Here is a 19577-nt window from a genome sequence, read left to right as displayed (position 1 = left end):
GGTCACATCCGGAAAATGCCGAAGCGGCTCTGTTCGATCGGTGCGTTCAGCGCGGCAGACAACGCCAGGCCAAGTACATCGCGGGTTTGTGCCGGGTCGATGACGCCGTCGTCCCACAGGCGGGCGCTGGAATAGTAGGGGTGGCCCTGCTGCTCGTACTGGTCGAGGATCGGTTGCTTGAGTCTGGCCTCGTCCTCGGCACTGAAGGGCTGGCCGCTGCGCTCGCTTTGCTCGCGCTTGACCTGCGCCAGCACGCCAGCGGCCTGTTCGGCACCCATCACGCCAATGCGCGCGTTGGGCCACATCCACAAAAAGCGCGGGTCGTAGGCGCGGCCGCACATGCCGTAGTTGCCGGCGCCAAAGCTGCCGCCAATGATCACCGTGAACTTCGGCACCTGGGCACAGGCCACGGCGGTGACCAGCTTGGCGCCGTGCTTGGCGATGCCGCCTTCTTCGTACTTCTTGCCCACCATGAAGCCGGTGATGTTTTGCAGGAACAGCAGCGGGATGCCACGCTGGCAGGCCAGCTCGATGAAGTGCGCACCTTTTTGCGCGGCTTCGGCGAACAGGATGCCGTTGTTGGCCAGGATCGCCACCGGGTAGCCATGCAGGTGGGCGAAGCCGCACACCAGGGTGGTGCCGAACAGGGCTTTGAACTCATCGAACACCGAGCCATCGACCAGCCGCGCGATCACTTCACGCACGTCGAACGGTTGCTTGGCATCGGCTGGCACCACGCCATACAGCTCGTCGGCGGCATACAGCGGCGCCACCGGTGCCAAGCGCTGCAGCTTGCCCAGCTTGTGCCAGTTGAGGTTGGCCACACTGCGCCGGGCGATGGCCAGGGCGTGCTCGTCGTTATCCGCGTAGTGGTCGGCCACGCCGCTGGTGCGGCAATGCACATCGGCGCCACCCAGGTCTTCGGCGCTCACCACTTCACCTGTGGCGGCTTTTACCAGCGGCGGGCCGGCGAGGAAGATGGTCGCCTGCTGGCGCACCATGATCGCTTCGTCGGCCATGGCCGGTACGTAGGCGCCGCCAGCTGTGCACGAGCCCATCACCACGGCAATCTGCGGGATGCCCTGGGCGCTCATGTTGGCCTGGTTGAAGAAGATCCGCCCGAAATGCTCGCGGTCGGGGAACACTTCGTCCTGGCGCGGCAGGTTGGCGCCGCCCGAATCCACCAGGTAGATGCACGGCAGGCGGTTCTGCTGGGCGATGGTTTGCGCACGCAGGTGCTTCTTCACCGTAAGCGGATAGTACGAACCGCCTTTGACCGTGGCGTCGTTGGCCACGATCATGCATTCCACGCCTTCGACGCGGCCGATGCCGGCGATCACGCCAGCGGCGGGCACGTCTTCGCCGTATACCTCATGGGCAGCCAGCTGGCCGATTTCGAGGAATGGCGAGCCCGGGTCCAGCAGGCGGTCGATGCGTTCGCGCGGCAGCAGCTTGCCACGCGACGTGTGCCGTTCCTGGGCTTTGGGCCCGCCGCCCTGTGCCACCTGGGCGAGCAGGCCGCGCAGGGCCTGAACCTGTTCGAGCATGGCCGCGCTGTTGCCGGCGAACTCCGCCGAACGCGGGTTGATCTGGGTGTGCAAGGTAGCCATGTGCGCCCGTCCTTTATGTTCAGCGGGTTTCGTTGAACAGTTCGCGGCCAATCAGCATCCGGCGGATTTCGCTGGTGCCGGCACCGATTTCGTACAGCTTGGCATCGCGCAGCAGGCGGCCCGCCGGGAATTCGTTGATGTAGCCGTTGCCACCGAGAATCTGGATCGCCTCCAGGGCCATTTGTGTGGCGCGTTCGGCGGTGTAGAGGATGACCCCTGCGGCGTCCTTGCGGGTGGTCTCGCCACGGTCGCAGGCCTGGGCCACGGCATACAGGTAGGCGCGGCTGGCGTTCAGTTGGGTGTACATGTCGGCGATCTTGCCCTGGATCAGCTGGAATTCACCGATGCTCTGGCCGAACTGCTTGCGGTCATGGATGTAGGGCACCACCAGGTCCATGCAGCTTTGCATGATGCCGGTTGGGCCACCGGACAACACCACACGCTCGTAGTCCAGGCCGCTCATCAGCACGCGTACGCCGCCGTTGAGCTGGCCGAGTATGTTTTCTGCCGGCACTTCCACGTCATCGAAGAACAGCTCGCAGGTGTTGGACCCGCGCATGCCCAGCTTGTCGAACTTGTTGCTGCGGCTGAAACCTTTCCAGTCACGCTCGACGATGAACGCGGTAATGCCGTGCGCGCCCTTGTCCAGGTCGGTCTTGGCGTAGATCACGTAGGTGTTGGCGTCGGGGCCGTTGGTGATCCAGGTCTTGCTGCCGTTGAGCACGTAGTGATCGCCGCGCTTTTCGGCGCGCAGTTTCATCGATACCACGTCGGAGCCGGCGTTGGGCTCGCTCATGGCCAGCGCACCGATGTGCTCGCCGCTGATCAGCTTGGGCAGGTACTTGAGCTTCTGTTCATGGGTGCCGTTGCGGTTGATCTGGTTGACGCACAGGTTGGAATGGGCGCCGTAGGACAGTGCCACCGAGGCCGAGGCACGGCTGATTTCTTCCATCGACACCACGTGGGCCAGGTAGCCAAGGCCGGCGCCGCCATACTCTTCCGACACCGTGATGCCCAGCAGGCCCATGTCGCCGAACTTGCGCCACATGTCGGCGGGGAACAGGTTGTCGTGGTCGATCTGCGTGGCCCGCGGTGCCAGTTCGGCGGCCACGAAGGTGCGCACCTGGTCGCGGAGCATGTCGATGGTTTCGCCCAGGGCGAAGTTCAGGGAGGGGTAATGCATGCTGGGGCACCTTCTTGTTCTTGAAATTGGGTTACACCGTAGCTCAAGGGCTTTGCGCCGACCCTGTGGGAGCGGGTTTACCCGCGAATGCGTCAGCAGGGTCACCGTCATTGCCTGACTGATCGCATTCGCGGGTGAACCCGCTCCCACAGGGTCGGTGCCGTGCCGATGAATCCCGGTTTCGTTCATCACCTTTACGTTAACGTAAACCTGCGTGAGATCACTGTCAATCCACTCATCACCTTTACGTAAACGTAAATCTGCGCCAGAGTATTCCCGCTTGCTTCAGTCGTGCCCAGAACAACCACAAGAAGGGACACCCATGAGTCAACCGAGCTATACCCGCGGTCGCCAGGACCAAGCCTTGCTGACCCAGACCATCGGCCAGGCCTTCGATGCCACGGTGGCCCGCTGTGCCGATGCAGAGGCGCTGGTGTCGCGCCATCAGGGCCTGCGCTACAGCTGGCGGCAGTTGGCCGAGCAGGTCGAAGTGCATGCCCGCGCGCTGATGGCCTTGGGCGTGAACACCGGCGAGCGTGTCGGCATCTGGTCACCCAACTGCGCCCAGTGGTGCATTTTGCAGCTGGCCAGTGCCAAGGTCGGCGCCATCCTGGTCAACATCAACCCGGCCTATCGCGTGGGTGAGCTGGAATACGTGTTGCGTCAGTCCGGCTGCCGCTGGCTGGTGTGTGCAGATGCCTTCAAGACGTCTGATTACCACGCCATGGTCCAGGAACTGGTGCCAGAATTGGCCTGCGCCTCTCCAGGTAAACTGGTCAGTGAGCGCCTGCCGGACTTGCGCGGCGTGATCAGCCTGGCCGCCAACCCGCCTGCCGGCTTCCTGCGCTGGCATGCACTGGCCGAAAAGGCTGGGCAGACAACGCTAGAGGCCTTCACCGCCCGCCAGCAAGGCCTGCAGTTCGACCAACCGGTGAACATCCAGTACACCTCCGGCACCACCGGTGCGCCCAAAGGTGCCACGCTCAGTCACTACAACATCCTCAACAACGGTTTCATGGTGGGAGAAAGCCTTGGCCTGACGGCCTGCGACCGCATGGTGATCCCGGTGCCGCTGTACCACTGCTTCGGCATGGTCATGGCCAACCTCGGCTGCATCACCCACGGCAGCACCATGATCTACCCCAACGACGCCTTCGACGCCGAGCTTACCCTGCGCGCCGTGGCCGAGGAGCGTGCCAGCATCCTGTACGGCGTACCGACCATGTTCATCGCGATGCTCGATCACCCCTCGCGTGCGCAGATGGACCTGTCGACCCTGCGCAGCGGCATCATGGCCGGTGCCACCTGCCCGATCGAGGTGATGCGCCGGGTCATCGACCAGATGCACATGGCAGAAGTGCAGATCGCCTACGGCATGACCGAAACCAGCCCGGTGTCGCTGCAGACCGGCCCGGACGACGATCTGGAGCTGCGCGTGACCACCGTCGGCCGCACCCAGCCGCAGCTGGAAAACAAACTGGTGGACGCTGATGGCTGCATCGTCGTGCGCGGTGAGATTGGCGAGCTTTGCACCCGCGGCTACAGCGTCATGCTGGGCTACTGGGACAACCCCCATGCCACGGCGGATGCTATCGACCCGGCCGGATGGATGCATTCGGGTGACCTGGCGGTGATGGACGAGCAGGGCTATGTGCGCATCGTTGGGCGCAACAAGGACATGATCATTCGCGGCGGCGAAAACATTTACCCACGTGAGCTGGAGGAGTTCTTCTACACCCACCCGGCGGTGGCCGATGCGCAGGTGATCGGCATCCCGTGTAGCCGCTATGGCGAAGAGATCGTAGCCTGGATAAAGCTGCACCCGGGGCATAGCGCCACGGTCGAGGAACTGCAGGGCTGGTGCAAGGCACGCATCGCCCACTTCAAGGTGCCACGGCATATCCGTTTCGTTGACGAATACCCAATGACGGTGACCGGCAAGGTGCAAAAATTCAGGATGCGTGAGATCAGTGTCGCAGAAATTTCGGCTGTTTCTGCAGGTTGATGCACTGAGTTATCCGGCCTCTTCGCGGGTGAACCCACGATGAGGCCAGGCCATGCCAGCATCAGATTCCGGATCTATTACTCTGGCTCGATATTGAGGTCACTGCATGCCAGGAAGACTTGCGTTTCTCAGCTTTGCGCGCCGCTCGTCATAGTCAAAGCCAGAGGTCCCTCTATGACAAGCGCACTCACCTTTTACGTCATACGGAAAAGTGTGAATGACGGCCACTGAGAAATTTTTCAGCTTCTCTTATTTTCCATTGTGCCATGAACAGTCCGTGATCCCATTCATACCCACCACTGTACTTACCGCTAAGATTTTCAGTGAACGGAGCGTAGGCATTTATCAAGCTTCTATCGAGGTTACTTAGGTAGGTACGTTGCGCGATGTCTAAAATACCATCATCAGCATAATGTCGCGCCTGGCCTTTTAATATATCCTTCATGTGGTTTGTATACGCCCGGGTAGCAGCCGTGCTGAACCGTTCCTGGACGCGGAAGTTTTTATCGGCGGCGCGATGAAGGACGCCAACTCCCAGATGCTGGTTTACGCGCTTGAATAGATCCTCTTTATGCTCTAAGAGATCCAGAGCGAGATCAACTCCCTGCGCCTGCGCCTGCTCATGCCTCTCCTGCGCCTGCTTTATCATCCGTTCGAGGCGCAATTCATTTCTGCGGGATTTTACTTCACGCGATGACTGGCCTATGCCAAATTGCCCTCTCGCGGTGACCGCAGAACGAGGGGTGTTCCCAGTCCGTCCAATGGGCACTCCGGCTGTGCCCTGGGGGTCGCCGTAGTTAACAGGGTCGCCTTTACAATAGGCATACGCGTTCAGTCCACCGACCCCAAACGGGCTAAGGCTATCGGCGCTGGAGAATCGCATTAACCCGGGAAAGAATGCCCGATAGCCCTGGCCTAAGTGGTAGCAATTGGCGTAAATATCAAACGGAACACCATTGAAACCAGTGGCGATGGCCGCGTCGCCGATCGCCCCACTGTGGCCATAGGGGGTAAAGCATACAGGCTGAGGGCTTTGAGTGTGTGGCGTTGATGGGGCCATTCATAACTCCTTTGCTTCGCGCAGTTCTCGGCTTGCTTCTTGAAAGTGCTGTGATTTCGCCTCGGTCTATGTACGGCCAAGCCAAGCCGCTTTTAGTAGGGTAGTCACGGAGAGCATGCTCTAAGGTGAACACCTGTGCTACTGGCAGAAATGTCAGTTGTATTGAACTCTGTGTAAATCCTAGCTAATGGATTTAACAGCTGTCGCGACTCAGTGAACCAGTAACGGTAATTCGTAGCGGCGAGCACAGTTAAATCGCGTCAAAATGGATGATGTGCTGGGCTGCGAAAGGGCCGAAATGGTCAACGCCCATCCAACGCCTTGTAGAGTGCGTCGGCAACCTCGGCAACGCTCAGGTAACCACGCCGCAAACGAACGCTGTAACGCGCCTCGAGGCGCATCAACGCGAATTCGCATTTGTCCCTGTCCAGATGTGCCAGCAAGGTACCTGGCCCCGAGTCGACCACACCTGCATCCTGAAGCATATCGACCACTTGTCGCTCGTATTCCTCACGCTGCCGGCGGGTTGCGGTATCCACGATGAAGGAGGCTCCTGGCTTGATGTCTGGAGCCTCAATCTTCAGCGCAACCCATCGGCACCGCTACTGGCAAAAATATCAGGTGGCGTGGTCTACCCTTAAGCCTTCACCGGTGGCTCCTGGTTCGGCGGGTCGCCCACCGTTGGCGGCATGGTTGGCTTGATCGGCAGCTCGTCCGGGTCTTCTTCCGGTACGGGCGGCGGCAAGCTGGGGTCGTCGATATTGGGATCGGGGGTTTCCGGTGGAATGGGAATGTTCATGGCCTGACCTCGCGTGGGTGGGTGAAGAGGTGCTGTAGGCTCTGACCGCTGGCAGCTGCCGTTCGCTCAAGTTTTTTGAACCCCGCGCCTGTACCCGGCTCTGAACCCTTACCGCCACCAGCCTGAGGGAGCAAGGTCGATGTCACGAAACGAGCCCTTTGAAAGCGTGCCCACGGCGAACGATCACCCGGACCAGGCCATCAGCCTGTCCCAGGCGCTGCTGGCGCCGCGTATCGTGATCGAAGATACCGAACCCGCGCTCGAAGCCGGCACCTTCGCCGCCAAAGCCATCAGCGGCCAGCCAGTGGCGGTCAGCAGCAAGGTCTACAGCGATGGCCACGACCGCCTGGCGGTGATGCTCAACTGGCGCCAGGCCAACAGCCGGCGCTGGCATTGCGTGCCGATGCAATCGGCGGGCAACGATCTGTGGCTGGCCGAGTTCACCCCCACCGAACTTGGCCCGTACCTTTTCAGCATCGAGGCCTGGGTCGACCCGTTCGCCACCTATAGCCATGACCTGGAGAAAAAGTACAACGCCGGTGTCGAGGTAAAACTGGAACTGGAAGAGGGCCGCTTGATGCTGGGCAAAGGCATCGAGCTGTGCAGCGGTGCCTTGCGCGATGAGCTCGAAGCGCTACAGCAGCGCCTGGCGGAGCTGGATACCGACGGGCAGGTGGCACTGTTGCTGGGCCCGGACGTTGCGCACCTGATGAGCGAAGCGGGGCACCGCAGTTACCTGGCCCGCAGCCGCGAGTTGCCCGTCGATGTCGACCGCCCGGCCGCGCAGTTCGCCAGTTGGTATGAGCTGTTCCCGCGCTCGATCACCGATGACCCGCAGCGCCACGGCACCTTCAATGACGTGCACCAGCGCCTGCCCATGATCCGTGACATGGGCTTCGATGTGCTGTATTTCCCGCCCATCCACCCCATCGGCACGCAGCACCGCAAGGGCCGCAACAACGCCCTCAAGGCCGAGCCCGGCGACCCTGGTAGCCCGTACGCTATCGGCAGTGCCGAAGGCGGCCATGACGCCATCCATCCCCACCTGGGCACGCGGGAAGACTTTCGTCGACTGGTTGCCGCCGCCGCTGAGCATGGCCTTGAAATCGCCCTGGATTTCGCTATCCAGTGCTCGCAGGACCACCCATGGCTCAAAGAGCACCCCGGCTGGTTCAGCTGGCGCCCTGACGGCACCATTCGCTACGCCGAGAACCCGCCGAAAAAGTACCAGGACATCGTCAACGTCGATTTCTACGCCCCGGACGCCGTCCCTTCGCTGTGGCTGGCGCTGCGCGACGTGGTGCTCGGCTGGGTAGAGGAGGGCGTGAAGACCTTCCGCGTCGACAACCCGCACACCAAGCCACTGCCGTTCTGGCAATGGATGATCGCCGATGTGCGCGCCCGCTACCCGGATGTGATCTTCCTTGCCGAGGCATTCACCAAGCCCGCGATGATGGCGCGCCTGGGCAAGGTCGGCTACGCGCAAAGCTATACCTACTTCACCTGGCGGAACACCAAGCAGGAACTGCGCGAATTCTACGAGCAGCTCAACCAGCCGCCGTGGAGCCAGTGCTACCGGCCGAACTTCTTCGTCAACACGCCAGATATCAACCCGTTCTTCCTGCACACCTCCGGTCGCGCCGGCTTCCTCATCCGCGCCGCGCTGGCCACCATGGGTTCGGGCCTGTGGGGCATGTACTCCGGCTTCGAGCTATGCGAAAGCGCGCCGTTGCCAGGCAAGGAGGAATACCTGGATTCGGAGAAATACCAGATCCGCCCGCGCGATTTCACCCAGCCGGGCAACATCATTGCCGAGATCGCCCAGCTCAACCGCATTCGCCGGCAGAACCGCGCCTTGCAAACTCACTTGGGCGTGGCGTTTTTCAACTGCTGGAACGACAACATCCTGTACTTCGCCAAGCGCACTCCAGAGCGTGACAACTACATCCTGGTGGCGATCAGCCTCGACCCGCACAACGCCCAGGAGGCGCATTTCGAGCTGCCCCTGTGGGAGTTGGGGCTTGATGACAACGCCGAAACCCATGGTGAAGACCTGATGAACGGCCACCGCTGGACCTGGCATGGCAAGACCCAGTGGATGCGTATCGAGCCCTGGCATCAGCCATTCGGGATCTGGCGCATCGAAAAAGCCCGTTAACAAGGCTCAGACTGTGCACCTGTAGGAGCGGGTTTACCCGCGAACACCGGCGAAGCCGGTGCCATGCACCGCGGTGTCATCTTCGCGGGTAAACCCGCTCCCACAGGGATCGAGCAAGCTCGGATGTCTGTGCATGCAATTGAAAGGAGTCACCCATGGCCAAGCGTTCCCGCCCGGCAGCCTTCATCGACGACCCGCTGTGGTACAAGGACGCCGTCATCTACCAGTTGCACATCAAGTCGTTCTTCGACGCGAACAACGACGGCATCGGTGATTTCGCGGGCCTGATCAGCAAACTCGACTACATTGCCGAGCTGGGCGTCAATACCCTGTGGCTGCTGCCGTTCTACCCCTCGCCGCGGCGCGACGACGGCTATGACATCGCCGAGTACAAGGCCGTGCACCCCGATTACGGCAGCCTGGCCGATGCCCGCCGCTTCATCGCCGAGGCACACAAGCGCGGCCTGAGGGTAATCACCGAGCTGGTCATCAACCACACCAGCGACCAGCATCCGTGGTTCCAGCGCGCCCGCCATGCCAAGCGCGGCAGCAAGGCGCGGGATTTTTACGTGTGGTCGGATGACGAACAGAAGTACGACGGTACGCGCATCATCTTCCTCGACACCGAAAAGTCCAACTGGACCTGGGACCCGGTCGCCGGCCAGTACTTCTGGCACCGCTTCTACTCGCACCAGCCAGACCTGAACTTCGACAACCCGCAGGTGCTCAATGCGGTGATCAAGGTGATGCGCTTCTGGCTTGACCTGGGCGTCGACGGCCTGCGCCTGGATGCCATCCCCTACCTGATCGAACGCGACGGCACCAACAACGAAAACCTGCCCGAGACCCACACGGTACTCAAGGCCATTCGCGCTGAAATCGACGCCAACTACCCCGACCGCATGTTGCTGGCCGAGGCCAATCAGTGGCCCGAAGACACCCGCCCATATTTCGGCGAAGGCGAGGGCGACGAATGCCACATGGCCTTCCACTTCCCATTGATGCCGCGCATGTACATGGCCCTGGCCATGGAGGACCGCTTCCCGATCACCGATATCCTGCGCCAGACGCCGGAAATTCCGGCCAACTGCCAATGGGCGATCTTTTTGCGCAACCACGATGAGCTGACCCTGGAAATGGTCACCGACCGCGAGCGCGATTACCTGTGGAACTACTACGCCGAAGACCGCCGCGCCCGCATCAACCTGGGTATCCGCCGGCGCCTGGCGCCTCTGCTGCAGCGCGACCGGCGGCGTATCGAGCTGCTCACCAGCCTGCTGCTGTCGATGCCCGGCACACCCACCTTGTACTACGGCGACGAGCTGGGCATGGGCGACAACATCTACCTGGGCGACCGAGACGGCGTGCGCACTCCCATGCAGTGGTCGCCCGACCGCAACGGCGGCTTTTCCCGCGCCGACCCGCAGCGCCTGGTGCTGCCGCCGATCATGGACCCGCTATACGGCTACCAGACGGTCAATGTCGAGGCCCAGAGCCACGACCCCCACTCGCTGCTCAACTGGACCCGGCGCATGCTGGCCGTACGCAAGCAGCAGAAGGCCTTTGGCCGCGGTACCCTGCGAACCCTTACGCCCAGCAACCGGCGCATCCTCGCGTATATCCGCGAGTACACCGATGCCGATGGCCACACCGAGGTCATCCTGTGCGTGGCCAACGTTTCCCGCGCGGCCCAGGCCGCGGAACTCGAACTGTCACAATACGCCGACAAAGTACCGGTGGAGATGCTCGGCGGCAGTGCCTTCCCGCCCATCGGGCAACTGCCTTTCCTGCTCACCCTGCCACCCTATGCCTTCTACTGGTTCCTGCTGGCTGCCCATGACCGCATGCCCAGCTGGCACATCCAGGCCACCGAGGGGTTGCCCGAATTGACCACGCTAGTTTTGCGCAAGCGCATGGAAGAACTGCTGGACGCACCCGCCCGCGACACCCTGCAAACCACCATCCTGCCGCAATACCTGCCCAAGCGGCGCTGGTACGCCGGCAAGGAGGGGCCCATTGACGAGGTGCGCCTGCGCTACGGCGTGCGCTTCGTTACCGCTACCACGCCCGTGTTGCTCAGCGAAATCGAAGTGCTCAGCGGGGGGACGGCCAACCACTACCAACTGCCGTTTGGCCTGCTGCCCGAAGACCAGATCAACACAGCCCTGCCGCAGCAGCTGGCCTTGTCGCGGGTGCGCCGTGCCCATCAGGTTGGCCTGATTACTGATGCCTTCGTGCTCGAACCGTTTATCCGCGCAGTGCTGCACGCCTGCCAGGATGGCCTGCACCTGCCCTGCGGCAGCGGCGCGGGCGAACTGCGTTTCGAATGCACCGACCTGCTGGCAGCCCTTGGGTTGAACGATGAAAGCGCCGTGCGCTACCTCAGCGCCGAGCAGTCCAACAGCTCGGTGGTGATCGGCGACCGCGTGGTGCTCAAGCTGATCCGCCGGGTCAACCCGGGCATTCACCCGGAACTGGAAATGAGCGCCTACCTGACCGCTGCCGGCTTTGCCAATATCTCGCCATTGCTGGCTTGGGTCAGCCGGGTGGATGAGCAAAACGCCCCACACCTGCTGATGATCGCCCAAGGCTACCTGAGCAATCAGGGCGATGCCTGGGCCTGGACCCAGAACACCCTTGAACGGGCTATCCGCGACCAGATGGCCCCACCCAGCCGCGATGCCGAGGCACACACCGATGCCTTGCTGGAACTCACCGGCTTTGCCGCCTTGCTTGGCCAACGCCTGGGCGAGATGCACCTGCTGCTGGCCGCGCCCACCGACGATGAGGCCTTCCGCCCACGCCCCAGCGATGCTGATGACAGCCAGCGCTGGGGTACGCAGATCAGCGCCGAACTGAACCACGCCCTCGACCTGCTGGCCCAGCACCGTGACGCCCTCGACCCCGACAGCCAAGCCCTGGTCGACGACCTGCAACAGCAGCGCGACGGCCTGGCCCAGCACATCGCCAACCTGGCGGAGCAGGCCGAGGGTGGCTTGCTGATGCGGGTGCACGGCGACCTGCATCTGGGCCAGGTGCTGGTGGTGCAGGGGGATGCCTACCTGATCGATTTCGAGGGCGAACCGTCCCGTCCACTGCAAGAACGCCGGGCAAAACACAGCCCGTACAAGGATGTCAGCGGCGTGTTGCGATCCTTCGACTATGCTGCTGCGATGATCCTGCGCAGCGCCTCTGCGGTCGACCTTTCCGGCCCGGCGCAGCAGGCTCGTCAGCGGGTTGCCCGGCAGTACCTGCATCAGTCGCGCCACGCCTTTGTCGAAGCCTATGGCCTGGCCACCGCCGCCATGCCCCATGCTTGGCAACAGGCTGAGGGCGAGCGCGCCGCACTGGAATTGTTCTGCCTGGAAAAAGCCGCCTACGAGATCACATATGAAGCCGAAAACCGTCCAAGCTGGCTGGCCGTGCCTTTGCATGGCCTGCATGGACTGATCAGTACCTGGGGAGAGTCATAAATGAATGCAACCACGCGTGAAAACGGCGGCCTTCGGCAACGGGACCTGGATGCCCTGGCCCGCGCCGAGCACGCCGATCCCTTCGCAGTGCTAGGCCCCCACGGCGATGGCCAAGGCGGGGTGTTCATCCGCGCCTTCCTGCCCAATGCGCTGAGTGCACGGGTGCTGGCGCGCCATGATGGGCGCGTACTGGCCGAAATGGTGCAAAGCGCAGTACCGGGCTTGTTCACGGCGCACCTCGATGATGCACAAGCCTATCTGCTGCAAATTGGCTGGGCCGGTGGCGAGCAAGTCACCGAAGACCCTTACAGCTTTGGCCCGCAACTGGGCGACATGGACTTGCACCTGTTCGCAGAAGGCAACCACCGCGACCTGTCCGGGCGCTTCGGCGCCCAACCGATCCAGGTCGAGGGCGTCGACGGTGTATGTTTCTCGGTGTGGGCGCCGAATGCCCGGCGGGTGTCGGTGGTGGGTGACTTCAATAACTGGGACGGCCGCCGCCACCCCATGCGCTTGCGCCACAGCGCCGGGGTGTGGGAGCTGTTCGTGCCGCGCCTGGGCGTGGGCGAAACCTACAAGTACGAGGTGCTGGGCAAGGACGGGATACTGCCACTGAAAGCAGACCCGCTGGCCCGCGCCACTGAATTGCCGCCGAGCACCGCATCCAAGGTGGCCGGTGAACTCACCCACGCGTGGCAAGACCAAGACTGGATGGCACAACGCGCGCAGCGCCATGCCTACAGCGCACCCCTGTCGATCTACGAGCTGCACCCAGGCTCCTGGCGCTGCGAGCTGGACGAGGCAGGCGAAGTCGGGCGCTACTACAACTGGCGCGAACTGGCCGAGCGGCTGGTGCCCTATGTGCAGGAACTGGGCTTTACCCATATCGAATTGCTGCCGATCATGGAGCACCCGTTCGGCGGCTCCTGGGGCTATCAGCCACTGTCGATGTTCGCGCCCACCTCACGCTATGGCAGTGCCGAGGACTTTGCCGCCTTCATCGATGCCTGCCACCAAGGCGGCATAGGCGTGCTGCTGGACTGGGTGCCGGCGCATTTCCCCACCGACGAACACGGCCTGGCGCGTTTCGACGGCACTGCCCTGTACGAATACGACAACCCCCTGGAGGGCTACCACCAGGACTGGAACACGCTGATCTACAACCTCGGCCGCAACGAAGTGCGTGGCTTCATGATGGCCTCGGCGCTGCACTGGCTGAAGCACTTCCACATCGACGGCTTGCGGGTCGATGCGGTGGCCTCGATGCTGTACCGCGACTATTCGCGCAAGGCCGGCGAATGGGTGCCCAACCGCCACGGCGGGCGCGAGAACCTGGAGGCCATCGACTTCATCCGCCACCTCAACGGCGTGGCTGCCCACGAGGCCCCCGGTGCATTGATCATCGCCGAGGAGTCCACCGCCTGGCCCGGCGTCAGCCAGCCGACCCAGCAGGGCGGCCTGGGCTTTGCCTACAAGTGGAACATGGGCTGGATGCACGACACCCTGCATTACATCCAGAATGACCCGGTGCATCGCAACCACCACCATAACGAGATGAGCTTCGGGCTGATCTACGCCTATTCCGAACACTTCATCCTGCCCATCTCCCACGACGAAGTGGTGCACGGCAAGCACTCGCTGATCGACAAGATGCCCGGCGACCGCTGGCAGAAATTCGCCAACCTGCGCGCCTACCTCACTTTCATGTGGGCGCACCCAGGCAAAAAGTTGCTGTTCATGGGCTGCGAGTTCGGCCAGTGGCGTGAGTGGAACCATGACAGCGAGCTGGACTGGTACCTGCTGCAGTACCCCGAGCACCAAGGCGTGCAGCGCCTGGTGGGCGACCTCAACCGCCTGTACCGCGAAGAGCCGGCGCTGCACGAGCAGGATTGCCAGCCGCAGGGCTTCCAGTGGCTGATCGGTGACGACGCGCAAAACAGCGTCTACGCCTGGCTGCGCTGGAGCAGCAGCGGCGAGCCGGTGTTGGTGGTGGCCAACTTTACCCCGGTACCACGCGAGGGCTACCGCATTGGTGTGCCGTTTGGCGAGCGCTGGCAGGAATTGCTGAACAGCGATGCCGAGCTGTATGCAGGGTCCAACGTAGGCAATTTGGGGGCAGTGGCCAGTGAGGCACTGGCCAGCCATGGGCAGCCATTGTCGCTGGCGCTGAATTTGCCGCCGCTTGGCGTTCTGATAATGAAGCCGGCCTGACAGGTTGCCTGTACCGGCCTCTTCGCAGCACAAGGCTGCTCCTACAGGTGGGCGCCATTCCCTTGTAGGAGCAGCCTTGTGCTGCGAAAGGGCCGCGCCTGCCTACCACCGCATCCGTACCCCAAGGCTGCCAATCAGCCCGTTCAGGTCATTGTCATCCACATCGCTGCTGTAATCGGCGCTGACAAACAAGGCTACCGAAGGCGTCACCCGCGCCACCAGCCCCAAGCCCAGTTCCACCGTAGTCGAGTAGCGTGAGCTGGAGATCTTGTCGACCTGGTCCAGCTTCACCTCGTCGGGATTGCTGAAGTCGTACCACACGTTGGTCCGCACATAGGGTTCGATGGGCATGCCGCGCACGTCGTAGCGCCCGGACAATTTCGCACCGACCCGGCCGCTCCAGCTCGGCTGGCTGTCGAAGGCCTGCAGGGTTTCTTCCTGCACCTGGTTGCCGGGAAAGAACTGCTGGTTGATCAACTGTGCCTGGGGTTCGATCACCCAGTTGCCGCCCAGGCGGATCGGGTAGCCGCCTTCCACCGAGAACGTCATCGCATGGCCGCTTTCGTCAAGGCGCTGGCCGTTTTCACCCCGGCCCATTACATCGATGCGTGAGCCCATGGCCACCGCATCGAGGTGCCAGCCCTGTTCATGGGTCATGCTCCAGTACACGCCCAGGCTTTCCCCGCTCAGGTTCACCGCATTGCGCTGCTTGTCGCCCAACAACGGGCGTATGCCGTTGAAGCTGCTCTGCAGGTTGTTGTGCCCTACGAAAACCCCTGCGCGGTGCACGGTGCCCGCTGCAGTTTCACGCACGAACAGGTCCGGGCCGATTGTCAGTTGCTGGCTGGGGGCTTCCAGTTGGTCTGGGGGTTGCGTGCCACTGCGCGAGGTGGTCGGGAAAAACTGTGCCCACTGGCTGGCGATCAGGTCCGGTGCTGTCTGCCCGTGGCGCGCGCTCATGGTTTGCGAAAACGCACTCAGGGTGCCGATGCTCAAGCTACTGGCGCTGACCGGGTCGAGCGACATCTGCGGCATTGCAGGCTGTTGCAGAAAACCGGGCGAGGTGGGGTCACCCTGCAGTTCGTACGCGAAAGTTTCCACCGGGGTTGCCAGAAGCAGCGACGTGGAAACCGCGTAGAAAATGCTGTCGAAGCGCAAGGGGTTCGAGGTGCTTTTCATGGCGGATCTCCTGTTGTTTTTGTGGGGTACAGCCCGAGGACCTGGCCTGTTGTCACGAGCTGTACGGCAAAAACAGTGGGCGACCCAAACCAGCACGCCAGCCTTTGCAAGCGCGCACGAAGGCGCGAGCTAGAGGCCCGGCGCGAGATCTTTACTGCTTGGTAATGTTCAGCTAAGGAGAGGACGCCGCTTGCGTCAAGAAAGCGTGAAAGAACTGTTCAGGTTGTGTAACTTCTCTCAAATACTTGATTCCCCGAGAAAAACGCCAGGGTATAGCGGGGTTCGCTATTTCCCGCTTCGTGGCTATGAAGAATGATTGCTAGAGCCTGACCTCCACCGCCAAGGGCAAGTGATCTGATAGGTGCGACCAAGGTTTGTGCCCCAGAATCCGCGGCCCATGGCTTTCGGCGTTGCGCAGGTAGATGCGGTCCAGGGGCAACAGCGGCAGGCGGGCAGGGTAGGTGCGGGCGAGGTGGCCGTGGTGGCGCTCGAACGCTTCGTGCAGGTCAGGCTGCAGGCCGAGGGTGCGGTTGCCGCGGCTTTTCCAGTCGTTGAAGTCGCCGGCAATGATCACCGGCGCGTCGGCGGGCAATGACTCGAGCAATTTGCGCAGCAGTTGCAGTTGCTTCTGCCGGTGGCTTTCCAGCAATGACAGGTGCACACAGATGGCATGCACCTGATGCTGGCCGGGTACGTCGAGGATGCAGTGCAACAGGCCACGGCGTTCGGGGCCGGTGATCGACACGTCGAGGTTGCGGTGTTCGATGATAGGGTACTTGGACAGCAGCGCATTGCCGTGGTGGCCGTCGGGATAGACCGCGTTGCGGCCGTAGGCAAAGTCGCTCCACATACTGTCGGCGAGGAATTCGTACTGCGAGGTCTGCGGCCAGCCCGGGTAGCGCGCGGCGTGGCGGTCGTGGCTGCCAAGCACTTCCTGGAGGAAGACGATGTCGGCCTGGGTGCTGCGCACCGCCTCGCGCAGTTCCGGCAGGATGAAGCGCCGGTTGAAGGCGGTGAAGCCCTTATGGGTGTTCACCGTCAGTACCCGCAGCCGCTTCACGGCCGCGGCCTGGTTGACGCTGGCAAAACCTGTGCTGCCGGCTTCGGGGTTCACAATTCCTCCTCGATCGCAGGTGCATGTGTGTTGCATCTACCGGCCCTATCGCCGGCAAGCCAGCTCCCACAGGTTCTGCACCGTCTGATGGCCTGCACCATACCTGTGGGAGCTGGCTTGCCGGCGATAGGGCCGATACAGGCAACCAATACACAGTCGGACAGGCGCGGCCACCCCAGGTTCACTCCTCCTCGTGCTGCAACACCATCAGCAGCATCGAACGGCCTTTGACCTCGAACGTGCTGTCGAACTGCAGGTGCTGCCCCTTGCGCAACTCCGGCCGGTCGGTATCGACCAGGCAGCTCCAGTAATCACCTTCAGGTACCGTCGGCAACTTGAATGGCACAACATCATGGTGGGCATTGACGATCAGCAGCACCGTGGCCTCGGAACCCGGCCGGGCGATACCGCTGACCTGCGCGCGGCCATCGATCAGCATGCCCAGGCAGCGCCCGTGCGGGTCCTCCCACTGTTCCACGCTCATCTCGTTGCCATCCGGTGCCAGCCAGGTCACGTCCTTGACCCCGATTGCCTCATTGTAGTCACCCACCAGGAAGCGTGAGCGGCGCAGCACCGGGTAGGCCAGACGCAGGCGGGTCAGGCGTTTGACGAAGGCCAGCAGCTCTTTGCCCTCCTGGTCCAGGTCCCAGTTCACCCAGCCGATTTCGCTGTCCTGGCAGTAGGCGTTGTTGTTGCCGTGCTGGGTGCGGCTGAACTCGTCGCCGGCGACGATCATCGGCGTGCCTTGGGCCAGCAGCAGGGTGGCAAAGTAGTTGCGCATCTGGCGCATGCGCAGCGCGTTGATGTCCGGGTCGTCGGTCGGCCCCTCGGCACCGCAGTTCCACGACAGGTTGTTGTCCGTGCCGTCCTGGTTGTTCTCGTCGTTGTCTTCGTTGTGCTTGTGGTTGTACGACACCAGGTCGCGCAGGGTAAAGCCATCGTGGGCGGTGATGAAATTGACCGAGGAGTACGGCCGGCGCCCACGATTGTTGAACATGTCGCCCGATGCGGTCAGGCGTGCGGCGAAGTCGGCCAGCTGGCCTTCGTCGCCTTTCCAGAAGGCGCGTGCGGTATCGCGGAAGCGGTCGTTCCATTCGGCCCAGCCCGGGGCGAAGTTGCCCACCTGGTAACCACCGGGGCCGCAGTCCCACGGCTCGGCAATCAGCTTCACCTGGCTCAGCATCGGGTCCTGACGGCAAGCGACGAGGAAGCCGTGGCGCTCGCTGTAGCCGTCGTGGTAACGGCCAAGGATGGTCGCCAGGTCGAAGCGAAAGCCATCCACGTGCATTTCACCGGCCCAGTAGCGCAGCGAGTCGGTGACCAGTTGCAACACGCAGGGGTGGCTCAGGTCCAGGGTGTTGCCGGTGCCGGAATCGTTGATGTAGTAGCGTTTGTCGTCCGGCATCAGCCGGTAGTACGAGGCGTTGTCGATGCCGCGCATCGACAGGGTCGGGCCACGTTCGTTGCCTTCGGCGGTGTGGTTGTATACCACGTCGAGGATCACCTCCAGCCCGGCGTCGTGCAGGTGCGCGACCATCTCCTTGAACTCGGCGATCTTGCCACTGGCCAGGTAGCGCGGATGGGGCGCGAAGAAGGCGATGCTGTTGTAGCCCCAGTAGTTGTTCAGGCCTTTGTCCAGCAGGTGCTGGTCGTTTACGAAGGCGTGGATCGGCAGCAGTTCGATGCTGGAAACGCCCAGGTCCTTGATGTGCTTGAGCAGCTCGTCATTGGCAAGGCCGGCAAAGGTGCCGCGCAGCTCTTCCGGTACTGCCGGGTGGCGCATGCTGATGCCGCGGGTGTGCGCCTCGTAGATGATCGTGCGCTCCCACGGTATCAGCACACGCTGGTCGCGGCCCCAGGTGAAGGCCGGGTCGATCACCTTGCATTTGGGCACGAAGGGCGCGCTATCGCGCTCATCGAACGACAGGTCGCCGTCGGGGTGGCCGATGGTGTAGCCGAACAGTGCCTCTGACCATTCCAGGCTGCCGACCAGTTGCTTGGCGTAAGGGTCGATCAGCAGTTTGTTGGGGTTGAAGCGGTGACCATTTTCCGGCTCGTAGGGGCCGTACACCCGGTAGCCGTATACCAGGCCGGGGTGGGCGTCGGGCAGGTAGCCGTGGTAGATCTCGTCGGTGTATTCGGGCAGTTCGATGCGCTCGAGTTCCTGTTCGCCGGTGGAGTCGAACAGGCACAGCTCGACCTTGGTGGCGTTGGCCGAGAACAAGGCGAAGTTGACCCCAAGGCCATCCCAGGTGGCGCCGAGGGGGAAGGGCATGCCTTCGCGGATGCGCGATGGTGCGACCGAGCGGGTTTTCTTAGGGGTGCGGGGGCTCATGACGATCCTCAAATGGCCGTGATGGAAGGGGAATGTGGTGTCCTGCATTGGCCACTTCGCGGGTAAACCCGCTCCCACAGGTACTGCACTGCTTTGAGCACCTGTGATGACCCTGTGGGAGCGGGTCTACCCGCGAAGTGGCCGGGACAGGCTTACCCGGCAGTAGGCTTTTTCACCGCCCGAGGCTTTTTCGCCGCAGCGGGTTTGACCCCCGGCAGGGCAGCTACCTTGGGCTCGGCAGGCGCCTTGGGCTCAGCGGCTGCCTTGGGCTTGGCCGGCGCCCGCTTGCGGGGCTCGGCCTTGGGGGCCAATGCCTCGGCCTCGGCCAGCTTGCGGGCCATATCCCAGTGGCGCTCTTCCTCCCCTACGGGCTTACCTTCAGATTCCCAGATCTGGTAGGCAAATTCGCGAATACGCTTTTCATCGACACTCATCATGACGCTCCTGATG

General features: G+C 62.6%; 13 protein-coding genes. 4 read left to right on the top strand and 9 right to left on the bottom strand.

Features of this window, described 5'->3' with window-relative positions; all coding sequences use genetic code 11:
• Positions 1–2: 2 nt before the first annotated feature.
• Positions 3–1610 (bottom strand): carboxyl transferase domain-containing protein, encoded by a 1608-nt coding sequence (locus tag WF331_RS11155; protein ID WP_340622902.1) that lies wholly within the window; start codon positions 1608–1610, stop codon positions 3–5.
• A gap of 19 nt (positions 1611–1629) precedes the next feature.
• Complete coding sequence (locus WF331_RS11150; RefSeq protein ID WP_284396087.1) at positions 1630–2793, bottom strand: isovaleryl-CoA dehydrogenase; 1164 nt, start codon at positions 2791–2793, stop codon at positions 1630–1632.
• A gap of 322 nt (positions 2794–3115) precedes the next feature.
• Here WF331_RS11150 and WF331_RS11145 point away from each other — a divergent pair, with 322 nt between their 5' ends.
• Positions 3116–4798, top strand: a complete 1683-nt coding sequence (locus tag WF331_RS11145; RefSeq protein ID WP_284396090.1) for an AMP-binding protein — start codon at positions 3116–3118, stop codon at positions 4796–4798.
• 199 nt (positions 4799–4997) lie between these two features.
• Here the strand turns inward: WF331_RS11145 and WF331_RS11140 are convergent, their stop codons facing one another.
• The 3 genes from WF331_RS11140 to WF331_RS11130 form a co-directional block, all read right to left on the bottom strand.
• Positions 4998–5858, bottom strand: coding sequence for an RHS repeat-associated core domain-containing protein (locus WF331_RS11140; RefSeq protein WP_340622901.1), 861 nt, complete (start codon positions 5856–5858; stop codon positions 4998–5000).
• 302 nt (positions 5859–6160) lie between these two features.
• On the bottom strand, positions 6161–6397 hold the full coding sequence (locus tag WF331_RS11135) for a hypothetical protein (RefSeq protein WP_284364087.1): 237 nt from the start codon (positions 6395–6397) through the stop codon (positions 6161–6163).
• A 98-nt stretch (positions 6398–6495) separates the two neighbouring features.
• Positions 6496–6657, bottom strand: coding sequence for a hypothetical protein (locus tag WF331_RS11130; RefSeq protein ID WP_340622900.1), 162 nt, complete (start codon positions 6655–6657; stop codon positions 6496–6498).
• 139 nt (positions 6658–6796) lie between these two features.
• Between WF331_RS11130 and WF331_RS11125 the strand changes: the two genes are divergently transcribed.
• From WF331_RS11125 to glgB, 3 genes are all read left to right on the top strand, one after another.
• Positions 6797–8815 (top strand): alpha-1,4-glucan--maltose-1-phosphate maltosyltransferase, encoded by a 2019-nt coding sequence (locus tag WF331_RS11125; RefSeq protein ID WP_340622899.1) that lies wholly within the window; start codon positions 6797–6799, stop codon positions 8813–8815.
• Positions 8816–8970: 155 nt separating this feature from the next.
• Positions 8971–12288, top strand: coding sequence for a maltose alpha-D-glucosyltransferase (treS, locus tag WF331_RS11120; protein ID WP_340622898.1), 3318 nt, complete (start codon positions 8971–8973; stop codon positions 12286–12288).
• Entirely contained in the window at positions 12289–14499 is a 2211-nt protein-coding gene (gene glgB / locus WF331_RS11115) for a 1,4-alpha-glucan branching protein GlgB (protein WP_284364095.1), read from the top strand.
• A gap of 102 nt (positions 14500–14601) precedes the next feature.
• Here glgB and WF331_RS11110 read toward each other — a convergent pair whose 3' ends face one another.
• The 4 genes from WF331_RS11110 to WF331_RS11095 all read right to left on the bottom strand — a co-directional run bounded on the left by WF331_RS11110 (position 14602) and on the right by WF331_RS11095 (position 19564).
• Positions 14602–15678, bottom strand: a complete 1077-nt coding sequence (locus tag WF331_RS11110; RefSeq protein ID WP_016498814.1) for an autotransporter domain-containing protein — start codon at positions 15676–15678, stop codon at positions 14602–14604.
• Positions 15679–15997: 319 nt separating this feature from the next.
• Entirely contained in the window at positions 15998–16792 is a 795-nt protein-coding gene (locus tag WF331_RS11105) for an endonuclease/exonuclease/phosphatase family protein (protein WP_016498815.1), read from the bottom strand.
• A gap of 181 nt (positions 16793–16973) precedes the next feature.
• Positions 16974–19127: a glycogen debranching protein GlgX gene (glgX, locus tag WF331_RS11100; RefSeq protein WP_049275048.1), complete on the bottom strand. Its 2154-nt coding sequence runs from the start codon at positions 19125–19127 to the stop codon at positions 16974–16976.
• A gap of 152 nt (positions 19128–19279) precedes the next feature.
• Positions 19280–19564, bottom strand: coding sequence for a DUF2934 domain-containing protein (locus tag WF331_RS11095; protein ID WP_019470132.1), 285 nt, complete (start codon positions 19562–19564; stop codon positions 19280–19282).
• Positions 19565–19577: the final 13 nt, after the last annotated feature.

Source organism: Pseudomonas sp. YNh, from assembly GCF_037993085.1.
Classification (GTDB): Bacteria; Pseudomonadota; Gammaproteobacteria; order Pseudomonadales; family Pseudomonadaceae; genus Aquipseudomonas; species Aquipseudomonas putida.
This window is presented reverse-complemented; position numbering and strand designations above follow the sequence as displayed.

Bases quoted from the DNA above. Each gene is read 5' to 3' on its own strand.
- glgB (WP_284364095.1), top strand. From the start codon at position 12,289: ATGAATGCAACCACGCGTGAAAACGGCGGCCTTCGGCAACGGGACCTG.
- WF331_RS11140 (WP_340622901.1), bottom strand. From the start codon at position 5,858: ATGGCCCCATCAACGCCACACACTCAAAGCCCTCAGCCTGTATGCTTT.
- glgX (WP_049275048.1), bottom strand. From the start codon at position 19,127: ATGAGCCCCCGCACCCCTAAGAAAACCCGCTCGGTCGCACCATCGCGC.
- WF331_RS11110 (WP_016498814.1), bottom strand. From the start codon at position 15,678: ATGAAAAGCACCTCGAACCCCTTGCGCTTCGACAGCATTTTCTACGCG.
- WF331_RS11095 (WP_019470132.1), bottom strand. From the start codon at position 19,564: ATGATGAGTGTCGATGAAAAGCGTATTCGCGAATTTGCCTACCAGATC.
- WF331_RS11150 (WP_284396087.1), bottom strand. From the start codon at position 2,793: ATGCATTACCCCTCCCTGAACTTCGCCCTGGGCGAAACCATCGACATG.
- treS (WP_340622898.1), top strand. From the start codon at position 8,971: ATGGCCAAGCGTTCCCGCCCGGCAGCCTTCATCGACGACCCGCTGTGG.
- WF331_RS11155 (WP_340622902.1), bottom strand. From the start codon at position 1,610: ATGGCTACCTTGCACACCCAGATCAACCCGCGTTCGGCGGAGTTCGCC.
- WF331_RS11145 (WP_284396090.1), top strand. From the start codon at position 3,116: ATGAGTCAACCGAGCTATACCCGCGGTCGCCAGGACCAAGCCTTGCTG.
- WF331_RS11130 (WP_340622900.1), bottom strand. From the start codon at position 6,657: ATGAACATTCCCATTCCACCGGAAACCCCCGATCCCAATATCGACGAC.
- WF331_RS11125 (WP_340622899.1), top strand. From the start codon at position 6,797: ATGTCACGAAACGAGCCCTTTGAAAGCGTGCCCACGGCGAACGATCAC.